This window comes from Actinorectispora metalli, from assembly GCF_056323685.1.
The window spans coordinates 236,917-259,669 of the sequence record NZ_JBREYE010000002.1 but is presented as its reverse complement, the minus strand read 5'-3'; the positions used below and the strand labels follow the sequence as shown (position 1 = coordinate 259,669).

The 22,753-nt window shown below is 67.1% G+C and carries 21 protein-coding genes and 1 pseudogene; 10 read left to right on the top strand and 12 right to left on the bottom strand.

Going from position 1 to position 22,753, the window contains the following annotated elements; all coding sequences use genetic code 11:
* Nucleotides 1-37 precede the first annotated feature (37 nt).
* Nucleotides 38-667: a S1 family peptidase gene (locus ACU6XJ_RS21450; RefSeq protein ID WP_476314579.1), complete on the bottom strand. Its 630-nt coding sequence runs from the start codon at nucleotides 665-667 to the stop codon at nucleotides 38-40.
* A gap of 297 nt (nucleotides 668-964) precedes the next feature.
* Here ACU6XJ_RS21450 and ACU6XJ_RS21445 point away from each other — a divergent pair, with 297 nt between their 5' ends.
* Nucleotides 965-3,706 carry a LuxR C-terminal-related transcriptional regulator gene (locus tag ACU6XJ_RS21445; protein WP_476314576.1) on the top strand — a complete coding sequence of 914 codons (2,742 nt, stop codon included), beginning with the start codon at nucleotides 965-967 and terminating at the stop codon, nucleotides 3,704-3,706.
* A gap of 53 nt (nucleotides 3,707-3,759) precedes the next feature.
* Here ACU6XJ_RS21445 and ACU6XJ_RS21440 read toward each other — a convergent pair whose 3' ends face one another.
* Both ACU6XJ_RS21440 and ACU6XJ_RS21435 read right to left on the bottom strand, forming a co-directional pair.
* On the bottom strand, nucleotides 3,760-5,541 hold the full coding sequence (locus ACU6XJ_RS21440) for a S8 family serine peptidase (protein WP_476314573.1): 1,782 nt from the start codon (nucleotides 5,539-5,541) through the stop codon (nucleotides 3,760-3,762).
* Between the two features lie 217 nt (nucleotides 5,542-5,758).
* Nucleotides 5,759-5,962 carry a hypothetical protein gene (locus tag ACU6XJ_RS21435; protein WP_476314570.1) on the bottom strand — a complete coding sequence of 68 codons (204 nt, stop codon included), beginning with the start codon at nucleotides 5,960-5,962 and terminating at the stop codon, nucleotides 5,759-5,761.
* Between the two features lie 194 nt (nucleotides 5,963-6,156).
* Here ACU6XJ_RS21435 and ACU6XJ_RS21430 point away from each other — a divergent pair, with 194 nt between their 5' ends.
* Entirely contained in the window at nucleotides 6,157-6,783 is a 627-nt protein-coding gene (locus tag ACU6XJ_RS21430) for a maleylpyruvate isomerase family mycothiol-dependent enzyme (protein WP_476314567.1), read from the top strand.
* A 29-nt stretch (nucleotides 6,784-6,812) separates the two neighbouring features.
* Here the strand turns inward: ACU6XJ_RS21430 and ACU6XJ_RS21425 are convergent, their stop codons facing one another.
* Nucleotides 6,813-8,402 (bottom strand): ABC-F family ATP-binding cassette domain-containing protein, encoded by a 1,590-nt coding sequence (locus ACU6XJ_RS21425; protein ID WP_476314564.1) that lies wholly within the window; start codon nucleotides 8,400-8,402, stop codon nucleotides 6,813-6,815.
* 246 nt (nucleotides 8,403-8,648) lie between these two features.
* On the opposite strand from ACU6XJ_RS21425, the gene ACU6XJ_RS21420 reads away from it, so the two are divergent.
* Complete coding sequence (locus ACU6XJ_RS21420) at nucleotides 8,649-9,320, top strand: DNA alkylation repair protein (RefSeq protein WP_476314561.1); 672 nt, start codon at nucleotides 8,649-8,651, stop codon at nucleotides 9,318-9,320.
* Between the two features lie 93 nt (nucleotides 9,321-9,413).
* Nucleotides 9,414-9,857 carry a hypothetical protein gene (locus tag ACU6XJ_RS21415; protein WP_476314558.1) on the top strand — a complete coding sequence of 148 codons (444 nt, stop codon included), beginning with the start codon at nucleotides 9,414-9,416 and terminating at the stop codon, nucleotides 9,855-9,857.
* A gap of 21 nt (nucleotides 9,858-9,878) precedes the next feature.
* Here the strand turns inward: ACU6XJ_RS21415 and ACU6XJ_RS21410 are convergent, their stop codons facing one another.
* The 3 genes from ACU6XJ_RS21410 to ACU6XJ_RS21400 form a co-directional block, all read right to left on the bottom strand.
* On the bottom strand, nucleotides 9,879-10,748 hold the full coding sequence (locus tag ACU6XJ_RS21410; protein ID WP_476314555.1) for an AraC family transcriptional regulator: 870 nt from the start codon (nucleotides 10,746-10,748) through the stop codon (nucleotides 9,879-9,881).
* Nucleotides 10,749-10,824: 76 nt separating this feature from the next.
* On the bottom strand, nucleotides 10,825-11,400 hold the full coding sequence (locus ACU6XJ_RS21405) for a dihydrofolate reductase family protein (RefSeq protein ID WP_476314552.1): 576 nt from the start codon (nucleotides 11,398-11,400) through the stop codon (nucleotides 10,825-10,827).
* 177 nt (nucleotides 11,401-11,577) lie between these two features.
* On the bottom strand, nucleotides 11,578-12,060 hold the full coding sequence (locus ACU6XJ_RS21400) for a carboxymuconolactone decarboxylase family protein (RefSeq protein ID WP_476314549.1): 483 nt from the start codon (nucleotides 12,058-12,060) through the stop codon (nucleotides 11,578-11,580).
* A 166-nt stretch (nucleotides 12,061-12,226) separates the two neighbouring features.
* Here ACU6XJ_RS21400 and ACU6XJ_RS21395 point away from each other — a divergent pair, with 166 nt between their 5' ends.
* Nucleotides 12,227-13,129, top strand: coding sequence for an RNA polymerase sigma-70 factor (locus tag ACU6XJ_RS21395; RefSeq protein WP_476314546.1), 903 nt, complete (start codon nucleotides 12,227-12,229; stop codon nucleotides 13,127-13,129).
* A 54-nt stretch (nucleotides 13,130-13,183) separates the two neighbouring features.
* On the opposite strand, the pseudogene ACU6XJ_RS21390 reads toward ACU6XJ_RS21395, so the two are convergent.
* Nucleotides 13,184-13,760 (bottom strand): annotated as a pseudogene (locus ACU6XJ_RS21390) (helix-turn-helix domain-containing protein).
* Between the two features lie 68 nt (nucleotides 13,761-13,828).
* Here ACU6XJ_RS21390 and ACU6XJ_RS21385 point away from each other — a divergent pair.
* A complete protein-coding gene (locus tag ACU6XJ_RS21385; protein WP_476314543.1) occupies nucleotides 13,829-14,473 on the top strand; it encodes a class I SAM-dependent methyltransferase in 645 nt (214 codons plus the stop codon).
* Complete coding sequence (locus ACU6XJ_RS21380; RefSeq protein WP_476314541.1) at nucleotides 14,470-14,961, top strand: DinB family protein; 492 nt, start codon at nucleotides 14,470-14,472, stop codon at nucleotides 14,959-14,961. Before ACU6XJ_RS21385 ends, ACU6XJ_RS21380 begins: the two co-directional genes overlap by 4 nt.
* A 36-nt stretch (nucleotides 14,962-14,997) precedes the next feature.
* On the opposite strand, the gene ACU6XJ_RS21375 is transcribed toward ACU6XJ_RS21380, so the two are convergent.
* Complete coding sequence (locus ACU6XJ_RS21375) at nucleotides 14,998-16,227, bottom strand: erythromycin esterase family protein (RefSeq protein WP_476314539.1); 1,230 nt, start codon at nucleotides 16,225-16,227, stop codon at nucleotides 14,998-15,000.
* A 113-nt stretch (nucleotides 16,228-16,340) separates the two neighbouring features.
* On the opposite strand from ACU6XJ_RS21375, the gene ACU6XJ_RS21370 reads away from it, so the two are divergent.
* Nucleotides 16,341-17,036, top strand: coding sequence for a TioE family transcriptional regulator (locus ACU6XJ_RS21370; protein WP_476318571.1), 696 nt, complete (start codon nucleotides 16,341-16,343; stop codon nucleotides 17,034-17,036).
* 80 nt (nucleotides 17,037-17,116) lie between these two features.
* Here the strand turns inward: ACU6XJ_RS21370 and ACU6XJ_RS21365 are convergent, their stop codons facing one another.
* The 3 genes from ACU6XJ_RS21365 to ACU6XJ_RS21355 all read right to left on the bottom strand — a co-directional run bounded on the left by ACU6XJ_RS21365 (nucleotide 17,117) and on the right by ACU6XJ_RS21355 (nucleotide 18,989).
* Nucleotides 17,117-17,614 carry a flavin reductase family protein gene (locus ACU6XJ_RS21365; RefSeq protein WP_476318570.1) on the bottom strand — a complete coding sequence of 166 codons (498 nt, stop codon included), beginning with the start codon at nucleotides 17,612-17,614 and terminating at the stop codon, nucleotides 17,117-17,119.
* Between the two features lie 52 nt (nucleotides 17,615-17,666).
* The gene (locus ACU6XJ_RS21360; RefSeq protein ID WP_476314536.1) at nucleotides 17,667-18,134 is read right to left on the bottom strand and encodes an acyl-CoA thioesterase; all 468 of its coding nucleotides are present in this window, start codon (nucleotides 18,132-18,134) and stop codon (nucleotides 17,667-17,669) included.
* 63 nt (nucleotides 18,135-18,197) lie between these two features.
* Complete coding sequence (locus tag ACU6XJ_RS21355; RefSeq protein ID WP_476314534.1) at nucleotides 18,198-18,989, bottom strand: helix-turn-helix transcriptional regulator; 792 nt, start codon at nucleotides 18,987-18,989, stop codon at nucleotides 18,198-18,200.
* 1,227 nt (nucleotides 18,990-20,216) lie between these two features.
* Between ACU6XJ_RS21355 and ACU6XJ_RS21350 the strand changes: the two genes are divergently transcribed.
* Nucleotides 20,217-21,689, top strand: a complete 1,473-nt coding sequence (locus ACU6XJ_RS21350; RefSeq protein ID WP_476314531.1) for an ATP-binding protein — start codon at nucleotides 20,217-20,219, stop codon at nucleotides 21,687-21,689.
* 210 nt (nucleotides 21,690-21,899) lie between these two features.
* Nucleotides 21,900-22,700: a TIGR03084 family metal-binding protein gene (locus ACU6XJ_RS21345; protein WP_476318568.1), complete on the top strand. Its 801-nt coding sequence runs from the start codon at nucleotides 21,900-21,902 to the stop codon at nucleotides 22,698-22,700.
* Nucleotides 22,701-22,753 lie beyond the last annotated feature (53 nt).

Below are 22,753 nucleotides of genomic sequence, written 5' to 3'. Positions count from 1 at the left end.
GTGCCGCTCCCATTCGGAGCGGCACCGACGCCCAGGCTCAGACCCCGGAGACCGACCGGATCCACGACCGGTACGTACCGACGTGGGTGTGGGTGGATCGGTCCACCTTGTTGCCCGCGATGTGCACGCCCACCTGGATCTGGTTGACGAACACCGGGCCACCGGAGTCGCCGCCGTTGGTGAGACCGTCACCGCGCTGAGCCTTGATCAGCCCGCCGCTCACCGAGGTCACCTTCATGGTCGCGACCTTGAGGTACCGCTGGAGAACGTTGTTCTCGTTGTAGCCCCAGCCGTAGACCTTCTCGCTGTCGCCGACCTTCACCCCGCTGCCGAGGGTGGCGTAGGTGGTGGACACGCTGCGGTCCAGTTCCACGAGCGCGATGTCCCCCGAGCTGTGCCGGTGGATCGCCCTCGCGTTGGCCGGGGTGCCCGCCTGGTGGTCGACGTTGCCGATCTTGAAGCTGTACGTGGCGTTGTCGTCGACGCAGTGCGCCGCGGTGAGGACCCACCGGGCCGCGATGATCGATCCGGAGCACCACTGCTGGTTGTTCCGAAGCAGCATCGCGCCCCACGGTCCGCTGGACGCCCGCTGGCCGTCGATGATGTAGGACGAATCCGAGGCGGTGGGCGCCGCGGTGGCCGAGGGAGCAAATGTCCCCAAGGTCATTGCAGCCGCAATCAGTGCGAAAGCAGGGAATTTACGCACGTCTTCTCCATTGAATTGTCGAATAGAGCGGCGGAGCAGGGAGCCAAGCCGCACATTCGGATCTTCGAGATCCGACGGGATTGTCACATTCCGGCGCAACCATGAACAAGAACCGCGTTTTCATACACGCAGACGGTCAATACTGTTGAATCCCGGCCGGAGCTGGGCGCCACCCCCTACCAGCCCACTGCTCCGATATGTACGATTATCAGTAGTTTCAAGCATGTTTGCGCATTCTTCGACCCCGGGTGGTCAGGGATGGACAGAACTTCGCTGGTGGCGTGGGTGCGCGAGGTCATCGCACAACCACCCGCCGTGGTGCTGGTCGGCGGCGCATCGGGCATGGGTAAGTCGTGGCTCGCCGCCCAGGTCCTCGCGACCTCGCGGGCCGAGCGCCGCGTGGTGGTCGCCTGCGCGGGTCTGCCGGATGAACCGCATGTGGTGCTGAGGGAACTCGTGCGCGGCCTGGTCCAAAACGGTGGTGAGCCTGCCTCGGCGGCGGCGGTGATCGCCGCGGCCGACGAGGCGGAGCAGCGAGGAAAGCCGGACTACCGCACTTGCGCGCTGCTGCGGGACCTCACCGCGGCCGAGGTCGCGCGGACCGGCTCCGTGCTAATCGTGCTGGATGACCTCGATCTTGCCGATCGGTGGTCTCGGCACGTGCTGCGGTGCTGCGCCACCCGGCTGCCGGACGGCGTCGCGATGGTCATCACCGGGCGGCTCGGCCCTCGGTGGGGACCGGGCGTGGCGACGGGCCACCGCCTCGAGTTGGGGCCGCTGACGACGGCCGAGGTGGCGGCGCTGGCCTGCGAGCACCATGGCACCGCCCCGGACGGGTGGACCACCGAGGTGCACCGGCTGACCGGCGGGGTGCCGCTGTACGTCGGCGAGGTGCTGGCGCGAATCCGACCCGCCGACGGCGACCCGACGCACGCCCTGGCCCGGTGCGGAATACCGGCCGCCGTCGCGGAGGTGATCACCGACAGCCTGGCGGATTTGCCCGCCACCACGCGGACCGTGCTGACCACCGCCGCGCTGCTGCGCGGCCCGATCACCGCCCCGATACCGGCCGACGTGTGCCGCACCAGCACGGCGAAGGCGGAAGCCGCGCTCCTGCGCGCGGTCGACGCAGGCCTGCTGTCCGTACGCGGCGACGGCGCTTTCGAGTTCCAGCCGCCCCTGATCGGGCTCGCCGTGGCGCAGACGATGCCGACCGGCGATCGGCGGCGCGCGCACGCCGCGATCGTCCGCGCACTGCACCGACTGGACGGCGACGCGCTGCCGCGGCTGATCCACCACTGCCGCGCGGCGGGCGACCTGGCCGCGGCGGCGCGGTACGCGGAGCGGGCCGCGGACCGGGCGGTGCGCGCGGGGGATCCCGCGGAGGCCGTGGACCTGCTGCGTGAATTGCTGGGTGAGCAGGCACTGCCGCGACGGGCCCGCGCGCGGCTCGCGAGCAGGCTGGGGCGGCTGACGCTGGGCAGTCAGTCCTACAACGACACCGTTGGCCTGCTGCGGACGCTCGTCGCCGACGATCTGCTGCCCGACGGGATGCGCGGTGAACTGCGCCTGCACCTCGGCCTGCTGCTGACCAACCAGGCCGACGACGCTGACGCGGGCCGTGCCGAGGTCGCCCGAGCCATCCCCGAGCTGCGAAAGCGGCCCGCGTTGGCGGCCCGCGCGATGTCGGCCCTTGCCATGCCCCAATTGGGGACCTGCCCCGTGCAGGAACACCTGTGGTGGCTGGCCGAAGCGGAGCGGACCACCCCGCCGCGCGGTGACCCGGCGCTGCTCACCGCGATCAACGTCAACCGCGCGAGTGCCCTGATGCAACTTGGCGATCCGCGCGCCTGGGAGGCCGTCGCCGCGCTGTCCGCCGATGAGGCGACCGCGGCGCAGCGGCAGGAGCTGATGCGCGGCTACGTCAACTTCGCCGACGCCGCGATCGCGCTGGGCCACCACCAGGCGGCGGCCAAGTTCCTGGCGGCGGCCGACGCGTTGCTCGTGGACGCGGCGCCCTACGTGCGAGATGTGGCCGCGGCGAACCGACTGCGCTTGGCGTTGGCCACGGGACAGTGGGCGGGCCTCGCCGAGCAGGCGCAGCGCCATCTCGACACCGGCGCGCCCACTCCGCGCTCCTCCGCCGAATCGCACCTGGTCCTCGCGCAACTCACCTTCGCCCGCGGCGAATGGGACGACACGCGGCGCCTGCTCGCCGCGCCGGTGCTGGACACCGGCAAAGCCTGGTTCGGTACCGCCGTGCTCGCCGCGGCCGCCACCAGGATCCGGCTGGCCGCGGTGCGCGGCAGAGCACCCGACGCGTCGGCGGAACTGGCCAGAGTATTGGCGGTGCTGCGTCGAAAAAGAGTGTGGGCGTGGGCCGCGGAGTTGGTGGACGCGGGCGTGGACGCCCTGCTCCACCAGTCCGACCTGGACACGGCGAGGGCGCTGCTCGAGGAGTTCGCGGCCGATGTGGCCCACCGCGACTACCCCTTCGGGCATGCGCTGCTGCGGTGCGGGCAGGGCAGGCTCGCCGCCGCCGAGAACCGCACCGACGACGCCGTGGCGCTGCTGACCGAGGCGACGGCGCTGCTCGCCGCCCTCCCCCGTCCCTACGAACAGGCCCGCGCCACCGAGGCGACCGCCCGCTGTCTGTTCGCCGCCGAACGCCACGGCCCGGCGACCGAGTTGGCCGGCGAGGCCGTGCGAGCCTTCACCGCGCTCGGCGCGACCTCCGACGCCGCGCGCTGCGAACACCTGCTGCGCGAACACGGTGGCGCCGTGGGCGGCGGACCCGGCAGGCGCGGCTACGGCGGCGAACTGTCGCCCCGCGAGCACGAGGTGGCTCGCCTGATCACCACCGGCCACACCAACCGCGAGATCGCGGAGGTGCTGTTTCTGTCGCCCCGCACCGTGGAACGACACGTCGCGGGCGTACTGCGCAAACTCGGCGCGCGCACCCGAGGCGAGGTCACCCTGCCCGACCGCGAGACCCGGTGAAACGCGACGGTGCGGCCGGGCCACCCGACCGCACCGTCGCCTCTGTCAGGCGATCAGCCGAAGCACAGTGGCGCGTTGATGTGCTTGTGACAGCGGACCGTGTGGCTGCTGGAGCCGGTCTGGTTCTTGCCGTCGGTCACCGTCAAGGTCACGGTGTAGTTGGCGGCGTTGTTGGGGTAGGTGTGCGATGCGGTCTTGCCGGTGGCGGTGCCGCCGTCACCGAACTTCCAGGCGTAGCCGGCGACCGACCCTTCCTCGTCGGTCGAGGACCCGCCGTCGAAGGAACACGCGCCGCCCTTGCAGCGAACGGTGAACGCGGCGGTGGGCGGCAGGTCTCCCGCCTTGGCCAGCAGCCGGGTGGCGTTGGTCTTGCCCTCGTTGTCGGTCACGGTCAGCCGAACGCTGTAGTGGCCTGCCTTGCCGTAGGTGTGCGATGCGGTCTTGCCGGTGGCCGTGCCGCCGTCACCGAACTCCCAGGCGTAGCTCGTGATCGTGCCGTCGCTGTCCTTGCTGGCACCGGCGTCGAACGAGCAGGCCGTAGTGCTGTTCGAGCAGGCGGCGGTGAACGAGGGGCTCGGCCTGCCGGGATCGGCCGATCCCGCCGGGTAGTCCTGAGCCGACCCGACGTCCAGCAGCGGCTCCTTGACGTTGTCGCCCGAGTCGTCGGTCCACGCGGTGTTGGCGGTGTCGATCAGCTTCTGCCGCACCGCCATCACGCCATCGCGCCCGGTGGCCCGCTTCCCGTTCGCGGTCAGCAGTCCCGCCGCCCCCGCCACGTGCGGCGAGGCCATCGAGGTCCCGCTGAGCGCCTGGTATCCACCGTTGAGGTGCGTGGACAGAATGCAGGTACCGGGTGCGGCGATCTCCACGGTGGCACCGAAGTTGCTGAAGTCCGCCAACGTGTCGTCCTGATCGGCCCGACAAGTGGACGCGGCCCCACCACCGGGCGCGCCGTTGAAGTCCGCGAGCGCCGACACGGTGATCACATCGGGGTGACTGGCCGGGAAGAACGTCTTGGCGTCCTTGTGGTTGTTGCCTGCCGCCACGACGAACACGACGCCCTTGGCCACCGCAGTGGAGATGGCCTGGGTCATCGCCTCGTTGGCGCAGTTCTCGCAGCCCAGGCTCATGTTGGCGGCTTCGATCTCGTCGGCGTGCGCCGCGACCCAGTCCACGCCCGCGACCACGCCTGACAGCTGGCCGCTGCCGTTGGCGCCCAACACCTTGGCCGACCAGATCCGCGCGCCCGGCGCGACACCTGCCACGCCGACCCCGTCGTCCCGGGCGCCGATCGTGCCCGCCACGTGGGTGCCGTGACCGTGGTCGTCGGTGCCCGCGTTCTCCGTGCACGAGGTGCTGTTCACACAGTTGGCCTGTGCGACCACGTGCAGGTCGGGATGCTTCGAGTCGACGCCGGTGTCGATCACCGCGACGTCGACGTCCACGCTGTAGTCGTTCTTGCCGTTGATCTTCAGATTGGGGTTGTTGGTGGCGAATACCCGGTCAACACCGGTCGGCACGGTCTGATCGGTGGTACGCACCACGTGATCGACCTCGACCGACTTGACCCGCGGGTCGCGACGCAGCGCCGCAACACCCGCCGGGGACAGGGAAGCCGAGAATCCGCTCACCGCATGCCGGTACAGGTGCCCGACCTGTCCGCCATGCCTGCCCACCAGCCCGGACGCGAACCCCGCCGGGTCGCCTCCGCCATCCTTCAACACCACGATGTAGTCCACGGGCGCATCAGCTGCTACCGCGCCAGGCGCACCCGGAGTTGCCGCACACAGTGCCAGCACCCCCAGCCCGGTAAGCAATGCCCTCTTGATCCGCACGAGTTGATCCTCCTTGCGCAGGGTTTTCGGGAGGTACCGCGGATTTCGCCGCGATAGCGCCATCCTCAAGTCGGATCAACGCCGTGATCAACGCCGGAAACCGTGGGTGGTCTACCCAATCCACGCACAACCCGTGTCCCACGGTGCGTTCAAGCACCATCAGTCCTCGATACGGACCTGGCATCCGCCAACCGGGCGTTGGCGAAGCGGGCGTTCTTCAGGTTGCAGTGCGCGCACTGACGCCCGCCAAATCACAGTTCTCGATCACCGTCTGGGTAAACGTGGAGCCAGTCACCGTCGCACCAGACAGCGTGGTGTCGACAAACCGGCACTGTTCTATTTCCAGCGACTCCATTTTCGCGGAGAGGCATCTGATTTGGCTGGACTTCGACCCATGCCGGCGATCGTACAACTCGATCACCGTCCTCCTGCCGGGCTCCTCATTTATCCAAATCTTCTTTCGAAAGGTCAGGAGAGAATCAATAAAAGCAATAGCGCAACGTCCGAATTACTCGAACGGAGCACTCCCCCGCGTGGCATCGCCGACCGAGCGATGAGTTTCCGCCGTACCGTGAGTCTTCCTCCATGAGCGCAGGATCGAGCGAAGGAGAAGCTGTGAAGAACGATGTCTGGCCGATGGTGCATGCCGAGCGTGCGGCGCTGATCGAGGATCTCTCCCACCTCGATGACGAGCAGTGGACCCAGCCGTCACTCTGTCCCGGCTGGACCGTCCACGACGTGGCCGCCCACCTGGTAGACACCGCTCGGACCACGCGCCTCGGTTTCGTGGTGGGCCTCGCCAGCGCACGATTCGACTTCGACCTGCAAAACGCACGCGGCGTGGAGCGCGAACGCGGTACCTCCCCGCAAGACACGGTGCAGCGGCTCCGTGAGGTGGTATCGCGGACCTCGACCCCGCCCGCACCCCTCGACAGCAGGCTCGTGGAAGCGGTCGTCCACGGTGAGGACATCCGCCGCCCTTTGGGCATTCCCCGCTCTTACCCACAAGAGGCCGTCGTGAGGTCGCTGCGCCTGCAGACCCGAACCCCGGCGTCGTTCGGCGGTGCCAAAGAGCTGATGGCCCGGGTCCACCTCACCGCAACGGACACCGACCTGTCGATCGGAGACGGCCCGGAGGTGCGCGGAACCGCGCTGTCACTGCTCCTGGCCGTCTCCGGACGACGGGTGGCGCTGGATGAGCTCGCCGGGCCGGGGCTCACCACGCTGGCCTCGGCTACCTGACAAGCAGCCTTCGGCGGATGCCGAGCTGGTCACAGTGCCAGGCGGGGCCAGGATGCGGTGTCCCTCAGCAGCTGCCGGTCGTGGGTGGCGATCAGCACCGCGGCCGGAGTCGACTCGAGCGCAGCGGACAGCTCGTCGACGAGCGCGGCCGAGAGGTGGTTGGTCGGCTCGTCGAGCAGCAGCACGTGCGGTCGGCGGGCCAGCACCAGCGCCAGGTCCAGCCGCCTCCGCGCGCCGACCGACAACTCGGTCACCGGCCGGTGCAGGTCATACCGTTCCAGCAGGCCCAACTCACCGAGGCTCGGCAGATCCGACCGGGCACGGTCGTACAGCTCCACCGCCGTGCCCGGACCTGGCCGGTCGGACTCTTGGCCCAACCATCCGACCCGCACCGGCCGGGCGCGGGTGACGGTGCCCGTGCTCGGTTCCAGCTCGCCTGCCAGCACGCTCAGCAGTGTCGACTTGCCCGCACCGTTGGGCCCGGTGACCACCAGCCGGTCCCCGGAGTCCAACGCCAGGTCGACCGGCCGCGCGAGCCTGCCCGCCACGGTCACGCCCTCGGCTCGCAGCAGCGTCGCGCCGCGGTGCTCGGGAAGCTCGGGCATGGCGAACCGGGTCGGCGGTGGCGGCACGGCCACCACATGCGCGGCCAACTCCTCCTGCCGTCGGTGCACGGCCCGGACCAGGCCGGGAGCCCGGGTGGCCCGGGAGTGCTTGCCGTGTCCCTTGGCGGGCCGCCAGTTGTCGCGCAGCCGGTTCTGCGCCGCGGACAGGTCATCGGCCAGCCGCTGCCGCTGGGCCAGTTGCTCGGTGTGCAGCGCTTCCCATCGGGCACGCTCGGCTCGACGGGCCTGAACGTAGGCGGGGTAGCCGCCGCCGTAGGTCCGCGGCCTGCCGTCGCTGGACGGATCGAGGTCGACCACCGTGGTCGCGACATCGGCCAGCAACGCCCGGTCGTGGCTGACCAGCACCACCACACCCGGGTGAGCCCGCAGCCGCTCGGTGAGGTGATCCAGTCCCGCCGCGTCGAGGTGGTTGGTCGGCTCGTCGAGCAGCAGCACCGAGTGCCCCGCACCGAGCAGACAAGCCAGCCGCACCCGGTGACGCTGCCCGACCGACAGGGTGCCGAGCGGCCGGGCGCGGTCGTCGACGGCGCCGAGCGCGGCCAGCGAGACCTCGACCCGCCGGTCGGCATCCCATGCGTCCAGCGCCTCGACCTCCGCGAGGGCGGCGGCATAGGCGTCGTCCGCGCCGGGTGGGCCGTCGGCGAGCGCGTCGGTGGCGCGCTCCAACCGAGCCAGAGCCCCACGCACAGCGGCCAGCTCGACGTCGATCAGAGCGCCGACGGTGTCGGAAGGGCCGAGCGGGATCTGCTGGTCGGCAACGCCGACCGAGCCCGCCCGGTGCACGTCACCGCGGTCGACGGGCAGGTCACCGGAAAGCACCCGCAACAGGGTGGTCTTGCCACGACCGTTCTCCCCGACCACAGCGACCCGATCACCCGCGGCGGCGACAAGGTCCACCCCGGCGAGCACAGGCCGCCCGCCGAAGGAGAGGTGAACGTCGGACACCCGAACATGCGCGGCCCGCACGGATATAAACGAAAGATCAGCTGACATGAAGAAACTGCCTCCAACAAGAAGTGATGAGCAGAAAGGACGAAGACGGCACCGCGTTCCGCGGTACCGGTGGAGGCGTCGTCCCTCAGAGGAACAGAAGTTGCTGCATCACGCTCACCAGCGTAGACGGGCCGATGTGCCGGGTCATCCGAATTTCCTCGGATACGCACCACCCCGGCCGCACGTCAGGCCAATGCCCGTCTTCCTCGTAGGCTGAGTCCCACCCGTGATCGACAGGAGGCTGCGGTGACCGAGACAACGGCGGCCGAGTTGATGGCCGAACTGGCCGCGCTCGAGGACCCGAAGATTCGCGCGGTGAACGAGAAGCACGGTGACGATCACGGCGTGAACCTCGGCAAGCTGCGCGCGGTCGCGAAGCGGCTGAAGACGCAACAGGAACTCGCGCGCCAACTCTGGGAGACGGCCGATACCGCGGCGAGGCTGCTGGCCACCCTGATCTGCCGCCCCAAGGCGTTCGAGCGCGATGAGCTGGACGCCATGCTGCGCGAAGCACGCACCCCCAAGGTGCACGACTGGCTTGTGAACTACGTGGTGAAGAAGAACCCGCACTCCGAAGAGCTGCGCCTGGCCTGGTTCGCCGACCCTGACCCGGTGGTCGCCAGTGCGGGCTGGGCACTGACCACCGAACGCGTGGCCCGCAAGCCCGAAGGCCTCGACCTCACCGGTCTGCTCGACGTCATCGAGGCGGAGATGAAAGGCGCCCCGGACCGCCTGCAGTGGGCGATGAACCACTGCCTGGCGCAGATCGGGATCGAGCACCCCGAGCACCGCGCACGGGCGATCGACATCGGCGAGCGCCTTGAGGTGCTCAAGGACTACCCCACTCCCCCGAACTGCACCTCCCCGTTCGCGCCCACCTGGATCACCGAAATGGTGCGCCGACAGCAAGACAAGTAGAAGGCTTCGATCCGCTCGTACGACCACTCCTCAGGGCTGGGATCGGTGATGACCCCGAGGCAAGGCGATTCGGTGGGCAATAGATTGCTTCTCGTGGCCGGCCCTGACGACAGGCTCGGCCCTTTCGATGTGGGGGTCGAGATGATGGGTGCCGGACGGTGGGCGGCTGGAGCCGCCGCGCTGTACGCGTTGTGGGGTCTGCTGCACATGGGACTGGGTGTCTCTATGGTGGCCGGTGGCCTCGCCGATGGGGTGCCCCAGGCTGAACTGGCGGCGGAAAGCCTGCTGTTCTTCATCTGCGTGACCGTGTTCGGCGCGCAGGCTGTCGTTGTCGCCATGGCCATGAACCGGGTCAACAGCCGTCTCGGCTACTGGCTGAACGCGATCGTGCTCGGTGTTGTCGACGTGGCGTTCCTCGTCTTTCTCGTAGTGCCTGGCCATGTCGACCTCATCGGCGGAACCGCGGGGCCCGTCATCTGGCTGCTGGCCACCGTATGCGCCACTGTCGCGCTCCGACGCCCGGCTCCCCGTCGATGACGGAGAGCCGGGCAGGGTCGGTCACATCGGTTCGACCGGCAGCCACAGCTCGCAGGTCGCGGTGCTGAAGTCCGCCGCCCGTTCGAGGACCGCGACGATGGAGGGGCCCGGCCGCAGACTCCACGGGTTGGACGGGAACCACTCGGTCGCGGTCGCGGCCCAGGTGTTCTGCAGGGTCTGCGGATGGGGCCCTGCCGTGCGGAAGACCGCCCACCTGCCCGCCGATACGTCGATGGCATCGAGGTCGTCGGGAGCCGGTGTGTCCCGGGACAGGGCGACCCCGTGCAGGTAGGTCAGTTCGCTGCCCTCGGTGCCATCGGGGTCGAGGTCGTCGCAGACCTGCAGCAGACCACCCGGCTCGGTGTCGCCGAGTGCCTTTAGCCGGGCGTGTTCCTCCTGCGGCAGTGCCGCGACGTGCTGCTGAATGTGCGGGTTGACGCCCCGGTGGATGAGCGGAACCCGGGCCGCGTGTCCGACGAGCCGGAACGCGGGGCGGTCGACGATGCGGGTGTCCATGGGGATGCTCCCTTCGACGCTCAGGCGGAACCTGAGCTGCGGTTGTGTGCGAAGGGGGCCTCCATCACGGCGAACCTCACCAGGACCCGCGCCGTGGACCGCCCGGAACGCGCGCCCGAACGCCTCGGTCGAGCCGTAGCCGTGCCGGACGGCGATGCTCAGCAGATCGTCCTCGCCCCGGACCACGTCCGCGGCGGCCACGGTCATCCGACGTCGGCGCACGTACTCCGACAGCGGCATGCCCGCCAGCGACGAGAACATCCGACGCAGGTGGTACTCGGTGATGCCGAGCGCCCTGGCCAGTCCATTGACATCAAGCTCTTCGGTGAGGTGCTCCTCGACAAGGTCGACGAGCCGGTTGAGTGCCGAGATCACAAGGCCCCCCTTTCGACATCAACACTGATCGAAGGCACCCCGGCCGCGCCCGACCGCAGCGAACCGATCCGGTCATTCAGCGGACGACGTCGTAGACCAGCTTCTGGATCCCGTTGGCGTAGTACTCGCTCTCGACGAGCTTGAGGCTCTGCTTGTCCTTGTCGGTATCGCTGAACAGCCGCTTGCCCGCGCCGAGCAGGACCGGGAAGACCAGCAGGTGGTAGCGGTCGATGAGACGGGCATCTGAGAGGTTGCGGTTCAGGGTGGCGCTGCCGTGGATGGTGATCGGCCCGCCCTCGGTCTCCTTGAGCGCGGCCACCTCGTCCAGCGAACGGAGGATGCTGATCTCGCCCCAGTTGGACACCAGGTCCGCCTCCCGCAGCGTGGTCGACACGACGTACTTCGGGATCGCGTTGTAGCGGGGGAACTCCTCGGTCATGCCCGGCCACACCGGCGAGAACGCCTGGTAGCTGACGCGGCCCATCATCATGGCCGCGGATTCGTCCTGCTCACGGCCCTTGATCTCATAGGCGGCCTCGTCGAACTCGATGTCGTTGAAGGTCCAGCCCGAGTTGCGGTAGCCCGGTTCCCCTCCGGGCGCCTCGACGACGCCGTCGAGTGAGACGAACGCGGTGGCGATCAGGGTGCGCATTGGTTGCTCCTTGGTTGTGCTGAGAAGCCGTCGTCAGTGCGTCGAACGGGACAGGCCGGTTTCGACAGCTCCCGCCGGGAAAGTTTCGACGCGCCGATCCTGTCCTGTTCATGGCTCGTGGACCAGCCCAACCACCCGGCCCGGATGGGACGATCCGGGCCGGGAGCGGCCTGCCGATCAGGCGAACGCGGCGAACATGCCGGGCTCGTAGGAACCCCCCTTCTGGTGCAGGATCACCGCGAGCCGGTTGGCCGCGTTGATCAAGGCGACCAGGGAGACCAGCGCGGCCGTCTGGTCCTCGTCGTAGTGCTTGCGCACCTGCGCCCAGGTCTCGTCGGACACGCCGTGGTGGGCATCGGCAAGCCGCGTCCCCTCCTCGGCGAGGGCCAACGCGGCCCGCTCCGCCTCGGTGAACACCGAGGACTCGCGCCAGGCGGCGACCAGGTGGAGCCGGACCGCGGTCTCCCCGGCGGCCGCGGCCTCCTTCGTGTGCATGTCGATGCACCATCCGCAGCCGTTGATCTGGCTGGCGCGCAGGCTCACCAACTCCTGGGTGGCCTTCGGCAGCGTCGACTGCTCGATCACCTGGCCCGCGTTGGCGAACCGCTTCGCGAACTTGACGCCGATCTCGTTGGTGAACAGGTCGATACGAGGTTCCATGATCCGTCCTCACTCGTGGTGTTCGGGACGAACACGAGATGCCCGCGACCCCATCCGTGTGACGAGACGTGCGTCACCAGCCGTATTGGCTACCGTCTCGGTGTCACAAACCGGCGGGGCGCGGTGTCCAGTGGGTGACTCGGCCGGAAGCGAAGAGGAGCCACCCATGGCAGGAACGTCGCAGACCGCCCCCGACCCCGCCACCGAGGCGTTCCTCACCCACCGCAACCTGCTGTTCACCGTCGCCTACGAGATGCTCGGCTCGGCCGCCGACGCCGAAGACGTCCTCCAGGAGACCTGGCTCCGGTGGGTGGGCGTCGACCTGGGCACCGTGCAGAACCAGCGGGCATACCTGGTCCGGATCACCACCCGCCAGGCGCTGACCCGGCTGCGGACGCTAGGCCGCCGCAAGGAGTCCTACGTCGGCTCCTGGCTGCCGGAGCCGCTGCTCACCGCGCCCGACGTGGCCGAGGACGTCGAGTTGGCCGAGAGCGTGTCGATGGCGATGCTGCTGGTGCTGGAGACGCTCACGCCGACCGAGCGGGCGGTGTTCGTGCTGCGCGAGGTGTTCGACGTCGGCTACGACGAGATCGCGGAAGCCGTCGACAAGAGCCCGGCGGCGGTCCGCCAGATCGCCCACCGGGCCCGAGCACACGTCGCGGCCCGCCGACCGCGCGGAGTCGCCTCCCCCGCCGAGACCCGAGACGCGCTCGCCGCGTTCCAACGGGCGGTCGAAACGGGCGACCTGCAACGCCTGTTCGACATCCTCGCCCCGGACGTAGTCCTCATGGGTGACGGCGGCGGAGTGAAGCAGGCCGTGCCACGGCCCATCGTGGGCGCCGACAAGGTGGCCCGCCTGCTGGCCGCGGGCCTGAGCAAGGTTTCCGCCACGGTGTCGCTGCGGCCCGCACAGGTCAATGGCTACCCGGCGCTGATCGTGCGGTTCGACGGCGAGATCGACACCGTCATCGCGGCGCGCATCGACGACGGCCTCATCACCGGGCTCTACGCCGTGCGCAACCCCGAGAAGCTGTCCCACATGGACCGGGAAACCGCCTTGCGCCGCTGAGCGTCGCGACGCTACCTGCGGTCGGGCCTGGGCGGAGGACGTGACCGGGTCGCGCTAACGGGAGCGTGTTCGCAGGTGCGCTCGTTCGCCTTGCGGTCCGAACAGGACGAGTGTCTCGACAGGGTGACCGTCGGCTGACCCGAGCCAGTGCGGCAGGGTCGTGTCGAACTCGGCGGCCTCTCCGGGCGCCAGCGCCATGTCCCGGTCCCCGACCACCAGCCGAAGCCGTCCATTGAGGACGTACAGCCACTCGTATCCACCGTGCGTCTGCGGCGTGGGTTCGGCCGGTTCCGGACGGCTCGGGATGAGCATCTTGAAGGCCTGCACGCCGCCCGCGCGGCGAGTCAGCGGGATGAACGTCATGCCGTGGCGGTGGATCGGCTTCAGGTGAATCCGCGGGTCCCCCGTCCGAGGAGCTCCGACAAGATCGTCAAGAGGCACCCCGTATACGCGGGCCAGCGGCAACAGCAATTCCAGCGTGGGCCGCCGCCCGCCGCTTTCCAACCGCGACAGGGTGCTTTCCGACGTCCCTGTCGCCGCCGACAAATCGGCCAGGGTCAATCCGCGCTGCTTGCGCAGCGCGCAACCGGGGACCGACCGCGCCCAACACCTGGTCCATCTCCTCCGCCATACCGCCGACCTTGCCATACCGGCAATTTTCCGTGCCGGTTGCGCCGGCTCGACGCCACAGTGGCGAACATGAGCACTCACAACCAAGCCGCCCGCTTCTGGGACGACCTTTACAGCCAACGCACCGCCGAGCCCGCACCCAAGGTGAACCCAAGGCTGGCCGAAATCGCCGGACGGCTACCCCCGGGCACCGCCCTGGACGTCGGCTGCGGAGCAGGAGGAGACGCACTCTGGCTGGCAGGCCAGGGCTGGCGAGTGACCGCGGTGGACATCTCCGCGTCAGCCGCGCACTCCCTCCAGCAGCAAGCAAACCGAGCCGGCGTATCCGTCACCGCGCTGTGCGTCGACCTGTCCGAAGACTTCCCCACGGGAACCTTCGACCTCATTTCCGCGCAGTACTTCCACACCCCGTTCGCCCTGCACCGCGCCCACGTGCTGCGGACCGCCGCGCAAGCGGTGAACCCAGGCGGTCTGCTGGTCGTGGTCGACCACGGCTCCACCGCGCCGTGGTCCTGGAACCAAGACCCGGACGTCTACTACCCGACACCCAAGGAAGTGGCCACCGAACTGGCCCTCGACCCAACCGAATGGTCAATCGAACGCGCGGACACCCCGCAACGCCAAGCCACCGGCCCCGCAGGCCAGACAGGCACCGTCACCGACCACGTACTGGTCATTCGCCGAACGAGCACCACTCCGGAGGGACCGCGATGACCACGAAGCGCCCACGCGACACAAAGCCGCCCTCGACCGGGCCCGGCGAGAAGGAGGTTCTCATCGGCTTCCTCGACTACCTACGCGCCGCCGTCGCGGCCAGGGCCGAAGGGGTGCCGGAAATCCAGGCCCGCACCCCCGGCGTGCCCTCCGGCACCAACCTGCTCGGACTGGTGAACCACCTGACCTACGTGGAACAACACTGGCTTCTCGGTCACGACGTAGCCGACTGGCAAGCCACCTTCCACGCCGCCCCGGAAGACACCGCCGACACCATCATCGCCACCTACCGGGAAACCATCACCGAAGCGAACAAGGAGGTCGCGTCCTGGGACACCCTCACCGAATCAGGCCCCCGCCCAGCCAGACGCGGCCAACCGAGGCCAACCCGGCGGTGGACCCTGGCCCACCTGATCGAGGAAACCGCCCGGCACGCTGGACACGCCGACATCCTGCGAGAGCTGATCGACAACACCACCGGACGCTGAAACACCGACTGCCCGTTGCGCCCGATTCCAGCGCCGCTACCAGTACTGATGCCGCTTCCCGTCGGTGTCGGCGACAAAGATGACCGCATCGGCACCGTCCAGGTCCGCAGGGCGCAACGGGATGTGGCCGGGCACAATCGGCTCACCGGCGTTGATCGACTGGGGAAGCGCAGCGCGCAGAGTCGGCGTCGGGAACAAGGCGCGACGGGTGGTCGCCTCGGCCAGCACACCCTGAAGTGTGCCCGGATCGCTGTGCGGGTTGGCATCAGTTGCCACAAATACGTACCGCTCCCCCAGGGTGAGCGCAACAAGTGCCCCAGCGCCGAACCAGCTCACCTGGTCCTCGCCCAAGGGCTTGTGGCTCAACGGCATGGTGGACTGCGCACGCTGAAGGTGCACGTTGTGCGCGAACACCAGGCTCGGGCCGCGCCGCTGTTCCCGGGCAACGATCGCAAGCAGGTTGTCGGCCATCATCTCGTCCCGCAGACTGGACAAGGTCGCGATCCGGTCGGCTGCGCGGCTAGCCATAGCCGCGTGATAGCGCAACAGACCCTGAGCAGTGCGCGCATGCGCGACGGCGTGCTCGTACCCACGCGGGTCGGCTGGGCGCAACCCAGGAGCAGCGCGTCGCAACCTAGAGGCGAGGTCGTCGGCGACGATGCGTAACGCGCGAACACGGTCGGAGTCGCCGATGGACGCCGCCGGTTCGTACATGGCCTCCTGATTCGCCCAATCCGCCTCGTCGCCAAGCAGCGCGTCGAGGTCACCTGACTCCGGCCGCAACGCGACGGGCAGGTAGTCGATCACCGAGAACAACGCATGCCGCGGACTAGGCGCAGCGTAGATCTCCAACGGCGCGTCGAACCCATAGAAGCGAACCCGGTCCCGCGGCGCACGGTCAGCGTTGTAAGCCCGAAGCCATTCGACGAGTTCCCGGTTGCCCGGCACGGCGCCGAACCGGTGACTGAACCCTGTGTCGAGCACCCTGTCGACATCCGCCGTCGCGCCACCCACGTACTCATCGACAACAGACGCCGCAAAGAAGTCGGTCTCCAGCACGATCGACCGATACCCCTGTTCGACCAGGTGCCCAAGGAGCTCGTTGCGCAACAACGGAAACGCCGCGATCCCATGCGTCGGCTCCCCCAGCGCGAGCAACGCAGGCGGCTCGCTCCGCCCGGCGAGCAGCTCGTCGACGGCACGGCCCAGGCTCGCCGTGTCGTCAAGTTGGCAGCCGATCCCACGCAGCGATGTGGCAGTGGACATGAACACCCCTTTTCCGAAAGGACTGCCCTCAACCGTATCGTTGAAGAATCGGTTGAAACTTTTGTAGCATCCAGCTGGCGTTGAGAGATCCAAGCCTCAAAAGGAGGTGCAACCTGCGCCCCGTCGACCTTGCCCGAGAACACGAGTTGTCCGCTCAGGCGGTCCGCAACTACGAGGACGCAGGCATCCTCCCGCCTGCCGAGCGCAGCGGGACCGGCTATCGGCGCTACACACCCCTGCACGCCCAAGCCCTGCACACCTTCCTCGCGTTACGCGCAGGCCACGGACACCAGCAGGCAATGGAGATCATGCGCGCGACCAACCGGGGCGACACCGAGTCCACCTACCGGCTCATCGACGCCACACACATCGCGCTCCGCACCGAACGCGACACCCGCACCGAAGTCGCGGCAGCCCTCGGCACCCTGTCCACCACGACACCCAGCCCGATCAGCGGCCGGCCGCTCACCGTCGGAGAACTCGCCCGCCGACTCGGCGTGCACCCCGCCACGCTGCGCACCTGGGAAACCGCAGGCATCCTGCGCCCCGGACGCAACCGAGCAACGGGCTACCGCGAATACGGCCCTGACCGCGTGCGCGACGCCGAGATCGCCAGACAACTCCGCCGAGGCGGCTACCCCCTACGCCAAGTCGCGCAATTCATCGACTCCCTGCACGAAGCAGGCGGAGCGGACGCGCTGAGCACCTTCCTCGACTCCTGGCAGGACCGGCTGACCACCCGCAGCCGCAACCTCCTCGCAGGCGCAGCCCAACTCCATACCTACCTCACCCTGCTCGACCAGCCATAAACGGCCCGGCCTGCGCGGTTCGGCTCGCGCAGAGTGGTCCCACTACCCTCGCGGCGATCTTGTCGAACGCTCCGTCGGCCTCAGGCGCTACGAGGGGTGGGCATGCCCTGGTGGAAGCCTCCGCCGAAGAACAACAGCGCCTCACCGGGCTTCCGGGCCGCATCCAACACCGCGCCCAGGAAGATGGAGTGGTCCCCTGCGTCATAGACCTTGGTCACCTCACATTCCAACCAGGCCAACGAACCGGCCAACAGCGGCACACCGTTCCGCTTTCCCGGAAACCATTCAACTCGGTCGAACTGCGCGATCCCCTGCGGCCTGCCGCGACTGGCGAAGTAGCGGGCCAGGTGCTCCTGGTCAGCGCTGAGCACGTTGACCCCGAAACGGCGGGTGCGCAAGATGGCCTGATGCATCCGTGCTGTTCTGCCCACGCAACACATCACCATCGGAGGGTCCAATGACACAGAACTGAATGCATTCGCCGTCATGCCGTGGTAGGCGGCCCCCCCGGTGGTGAGCACGGTGACCCCGGTCGCGAAGCGGGACATGACATCCCGCAGCACGTCCGGTGGGGTCATCGACGGCAACGCCGGATACGAAATATCCGACAGCTGAGGTTCGCTTGTCATATCAGCTTCTCACCGGCTGTCCGGACAAATCCACAGCGGCGCCGACCGAGTACGGAGCCAATGCATCACGCAGCTGAGCGGGGATGCGAGTAGGCACGGTCGATTTATTGGATCCGCGCATGCAGGCAATCCGCTGCTTACCGCGGGCCACCAGGACTTCCAACCCGTCCTTGAGATGCATATAGTCGAAGACAAACTCGATCTGAGTCTGCGTCAGACTATCCAGTCGCATGCGTAACGACAGCTCGTCGAAGGCGGTGATCTCGGCAAAGAACTCGCACTGCGCACTCAGGGTGAACAATTTCAAATCATCGTGCATGATCTCGGCCAGCACGTCGGGTGCCTTCTCCACCAGGAACTGCTCTCGACAGTGACCCTGCCAACGCAGGTAGTGAGAGAAGTAGACATTGCCGACTACGTTGGTCTCCTCGAAACCCACCCTGTGCCGGACCTCGTAGTATCCAGCCATATCCGTCCGTGGCTCCTCTCCCGATCGGACAGCAATCTCGAAAGCTTCCGTCCTGGCCACTGTTCACGCAGCTGGACCGAACATCCGCGGGTCGCAGACGTCCGCAGCGCCCGTCGGGGCGAAAGAGAACGCGAATGGCGCGTGTTCGGGCGTTACCCGCTCCAGACGCACAGACACGTACTCGACTCGGCCCGAATGAACCATGACCGGCTTGGCGGCGGGGACCACCAGGATGTTTCGCTCATCCTCGACCACTCCCTCCGCCACGGCCGACACATACCAACGCCCTGCGGGCACCCCGGAAATCACCACTCTCTGATCGCCGATCTGCCGCGCATAGGCATAGGCCACCGGGGCACGCTGCGGAATACAGTCGGCATACACGCCTACCAGCACGTTCGCCGACGCAGCCGCCGCGGACAGCTGGACCGTGACGGTTCCCGTGACGGCTTCCGATACGACACACGGCGCCATAAGGCCGGCCTGTTTCATGGCCTGATACGTGGGCAGATGGAAAAAATCCGGTGAAATTGACACATGGAGATCGCGCACACGCGGATCCCGATATTGACTAGGGGTCATTCCGACCGTTTGAGCGAACCGAGTGGTGAACGTGCCAACACTACTGTAGCCGACGCTACACACTATATCGGCCACAGACTGCGAGGTGGTGAGCAACAACCGTTTTGCTTCAAACATCCGAACTGCCGCCAGATACTTTCCCGGCGTAACCCCAGTTGCGTTGGCAAAAATTCGACAGAAGTGGAATCGACTCACAAAGACCGAAGAGGCGATATCGCCCAGATGAATGGGCTCATGATATCTGGAATTTATGTACCTGATCGCCTGCTGCACGCTGGCGCGCATTCTGACCCCCAGACATGATTCCAATACTTATACAGAACACCACCGCTAAGTGTCCTGATCACCGAATCATTATCAAAACCGATATCCAGCCGACCGCGAATAGCAGTTGAACGACCTTATGCCCCCAACAGCACCCCAGCCCCAGTAAGCACCGAACAAGGCAGCTGCTTCGACCGGCCTATGATCACAACTCGGCGATCGAACGCTCCTGGAGTAAAGACTGACACGGTGCCAGTTCCCAGAACCAGGACACCAACCCGACATTCCCCCGACACTCGCCTGGTCGCCGCTGGGCATCTAGTCAGTACCCAAATGGCTCAACGCGAGGGCGAGACTCCGCCATTTCTCATCGTCACCCTATGTCGTTCTCGCGTAAAGATCCATACGTAGTAGTGCGTCCCCGGGCCGAACCGATGGGACTACTACGGCAGCAGCACTTCGGTGTTTTCGCTGGTGGTAGGCCCATAGGGGCCGGTGATCATGTGGACACCCGCGCCGCGGTGATCGCGTTGTGACGCAGAAAACTGTGGGGCGTCTGCCCCGCTGCCATCGCAGATAGTCAGCCCGCAGTGTCGAATCCGGCCGAGCCGCACTGGCGACTCGAGCCAATTTCCACCGGGTGGAAGCGTTTCGGCGAGCTCAGGAGTATGTCGCGGTACTGGTCAGTGACCTGCCATGCGGTGCGGGACGGCGAGCAGGGTGAACCACACCTGCTCAGCGGCACCGGACAGATCCGCCCCGCAGTTGCAGCACTCGGCCGGTGGGTCCACCCGCTCGGTGCGATCCGGTGTCGTCCAACCACGCCCATCCCGCAACGGGCTTATGCCTGTTGCTTCGCGTTTATCGCAATGGAAACCTTCGCCTGCCGAACCGACGAGTTCGACGAATCCTGCCCCAACTGCTGCTTCCGCGAGGCCAGTTCAGCCTCCATTGTGGCCAACGGTGCCATCTGTCGTTCCACCAATTATCGGAGCTCACCGCTCCGCGGCAATGTCCTTATAGGAGGGACTTTCGATCAGCGGATACCACAACATGGTCCACTCGACGTCACACCAGATCAGCCGCCACGGCGCCCAGGTCGGGACCTATACGTAAATGGACATATTCATCAAGCACAACTGAGGTAGCACAAATGGAGCAACAGATCTACATTACGATCGGGAGTTGAAGGCTGCCGTACCAGGGGGAGGCGCCTTACCAGGGGGGAGGCAGGGGTTGGAAAGCAAGCTTAGTGCGTTACTTCGTCACCAACGCCTACAGGCCGGAGTCACCCAGGACGAGCTGGCCGCGCGGTCGGGAGTTTCCGCACGCACCATCAGCCGGATTGAAAACGGGCAGCATCGACCGCGACCGACGACCGTACGCGAACTCAGCGTTGCACTCGGCCTGCCCGACGCCATAGGGGAACCACTCCTTGCCGCGGCGCGAAGCGCTGTTCCCGAGCAGACACCCGGACCTGGAAAGCGCTCGTTTCTGCCGCGCAGCCCGGGAAAACTGGTCGGGCGCTGTTGTGAGGCCACAAATCTGCGACTGGCCGTGGCCGACGCGGAAGGGCATGAGTCATGGATCTTCCTGATCGACGGCATGCCGGGTATAGGCAAGACGGCGTTCGCTCTGCACTTCGCCGACAGCATGGCCTCTCGTTTTCCCGATGCACAGTATTACCTGGATCTCCATGGGTTCACTCCAGGACGCTCGCCGATCACGACACAGGAAGCCCTGGAGAGGCTCCTACCCATGGCGGGTCTGCACGAAAGTCAGGTTCCGACCGCCCTGGAAGGGCAATCCGCGATCTGGCGGTCGACGCTGGCAGCGCAGCGGTCCATCCTGGTGTTGGAAAACGCCGCTGACGCGGACCAGGTCCAGCCACTACTGCCAGGCACAGCCAACTGCCTGGTGCTGGTGACGTCTCGCCGCTATCTATCCATTCCGTCCAGTACATTGTCCGTGTCGCTGGGAGCGCTTTCCCTGGACCAGGCGATCGAACTATTCCGTCAAACGGTGGGCCCGCAGCGGCTGATCGATGAGTCCGAGACCGTGGCCGAAATCGTCGAACTGTGCGGACGGCTGCCACTGGCGATCTGGATCGCCGCCATCCGCCTGGTTCGTCGTCCATCGTGGACAGTCGGACAACTCGCCGCCCGGCTACGCAACAGCCCGTGCAGGTTGGTCGAGCTGGCCGTCGACAATCAGGAGGTCTCGACAGCTTTCAGCGTGTCATACCAGCGCCTGAATCCAGCCGCCCGTCGTGCGTTCCGCCTGCTGGCGCTGCACCCAGGCGATGACTTCGAGCTGGACGCGGCGGCCGCCCTCATCGATGCGCCACCCGACGAGGCGTACCAGCTGTTGGAGACGCTTGTCGACCACCACCTGCTTCTGCAGCATTCGTTCACCCGGTACAGATTCCATGACCTTCTCCGAGAATATGCCTCGCATACCCTCATGGTCGAGGAATCCGACGCCGAACGGCGCCACGCCCGCACGCGGTGGTTCGGCTACCGCAATCAGCTGCGCGGCACGGACTCGACAACCGATACCCCCTTCCCCCGAACCAGGTACCTGCAACCACCTCTTCCCGAGCTCCAGCTGGACGGCCGCTCGCCGCATTCGGCAGCCCGGATCCGGGAAGCGGCACGACTCACCCTGCCGACAAATGTTCTCTCTTGTGCGGACATGTTCCGGAAATAAGTTCGACGCGGGCCCAAGGGCGGACGAAACCGCACGGCCCGAGTAGAGAGCAGACCAGAGAACATCGAATCCTGTCTCTGGAACGTGGACTGAATATCTCTGGTGACACCGACCGAACCCGACCTCACAGTGGATGTCAGCCACCGCCTGTGCAGCGTGGAACCCCCATCGATCACCACCCACGCCATACACCAGCAGAAAGGCCAGAGCATGACTACGGTATCCCCGTTGATCAACGACCTCACAGCAGCGGCTGCGGAGATCGACGACATGGTGGCTGATCTACCCGAAGACGGCTGGGGGCGTCCCACGCCTGCACCGGGCTGGACGATCAAGCATCAAGTTGGGCACCTGTCATTCATCTTTCGTATCGCGGGTCTCGCCGCGGCTCAACCTGATGCGTTCAAGCAGCTGACCTCCTCGATCTCCACCTCGTTCGACGCCGCCGTCAACGGTGCGTTGCAGGAATACCTCCGTGCCCCCGCCGCTTCGGTGCTTCAGCGGTGGCGTGCCGAGCGGGATGCCGGAATCGAGGCATTGGCCGCATTGCCCGAGACGCAGATGGTGCCCTGGCTGGTGCGACCGATCCCGGCTTCGGTCCTGGCCTGCGCAGGGATGATGGAGCTGTTCGGACACGGGCAGGACATAGCTGACACGCTCGGCGTCAAGCGGGTGAGTACGGACCGGCTCCAATACGTTGTCGGTTTCGCGGTGCAGGTGTGGGACTTCGGCTACGAGGCTCGACACCTGTCTCCGCCCGACACGACGTTCCGGTTCGAGCTGACCAGCCCGTCCGGAGCCGTGTGGGTATTCGGCCCCGACACTGCCGATCAGCAGATCTCCGGCCCCGCCGAGGACCTCTGTCTCCTCGTGACCCGCAGGCGGCACCGAGATGACCTCTCGCTGACCGCTGTCGGCCCGGATGCCGATCAGTGGCTCGACATCGCACAGGCTTATCGCGGTCCCGCAGGCCCTGGCCGCCAGCCGGGTCAGTTCGACGATGAGCGGTGATCAAGCACTGAAGGAGCGGTCTGTGTTCGAGCCGGCCAGGGCCTGTTCCCTGG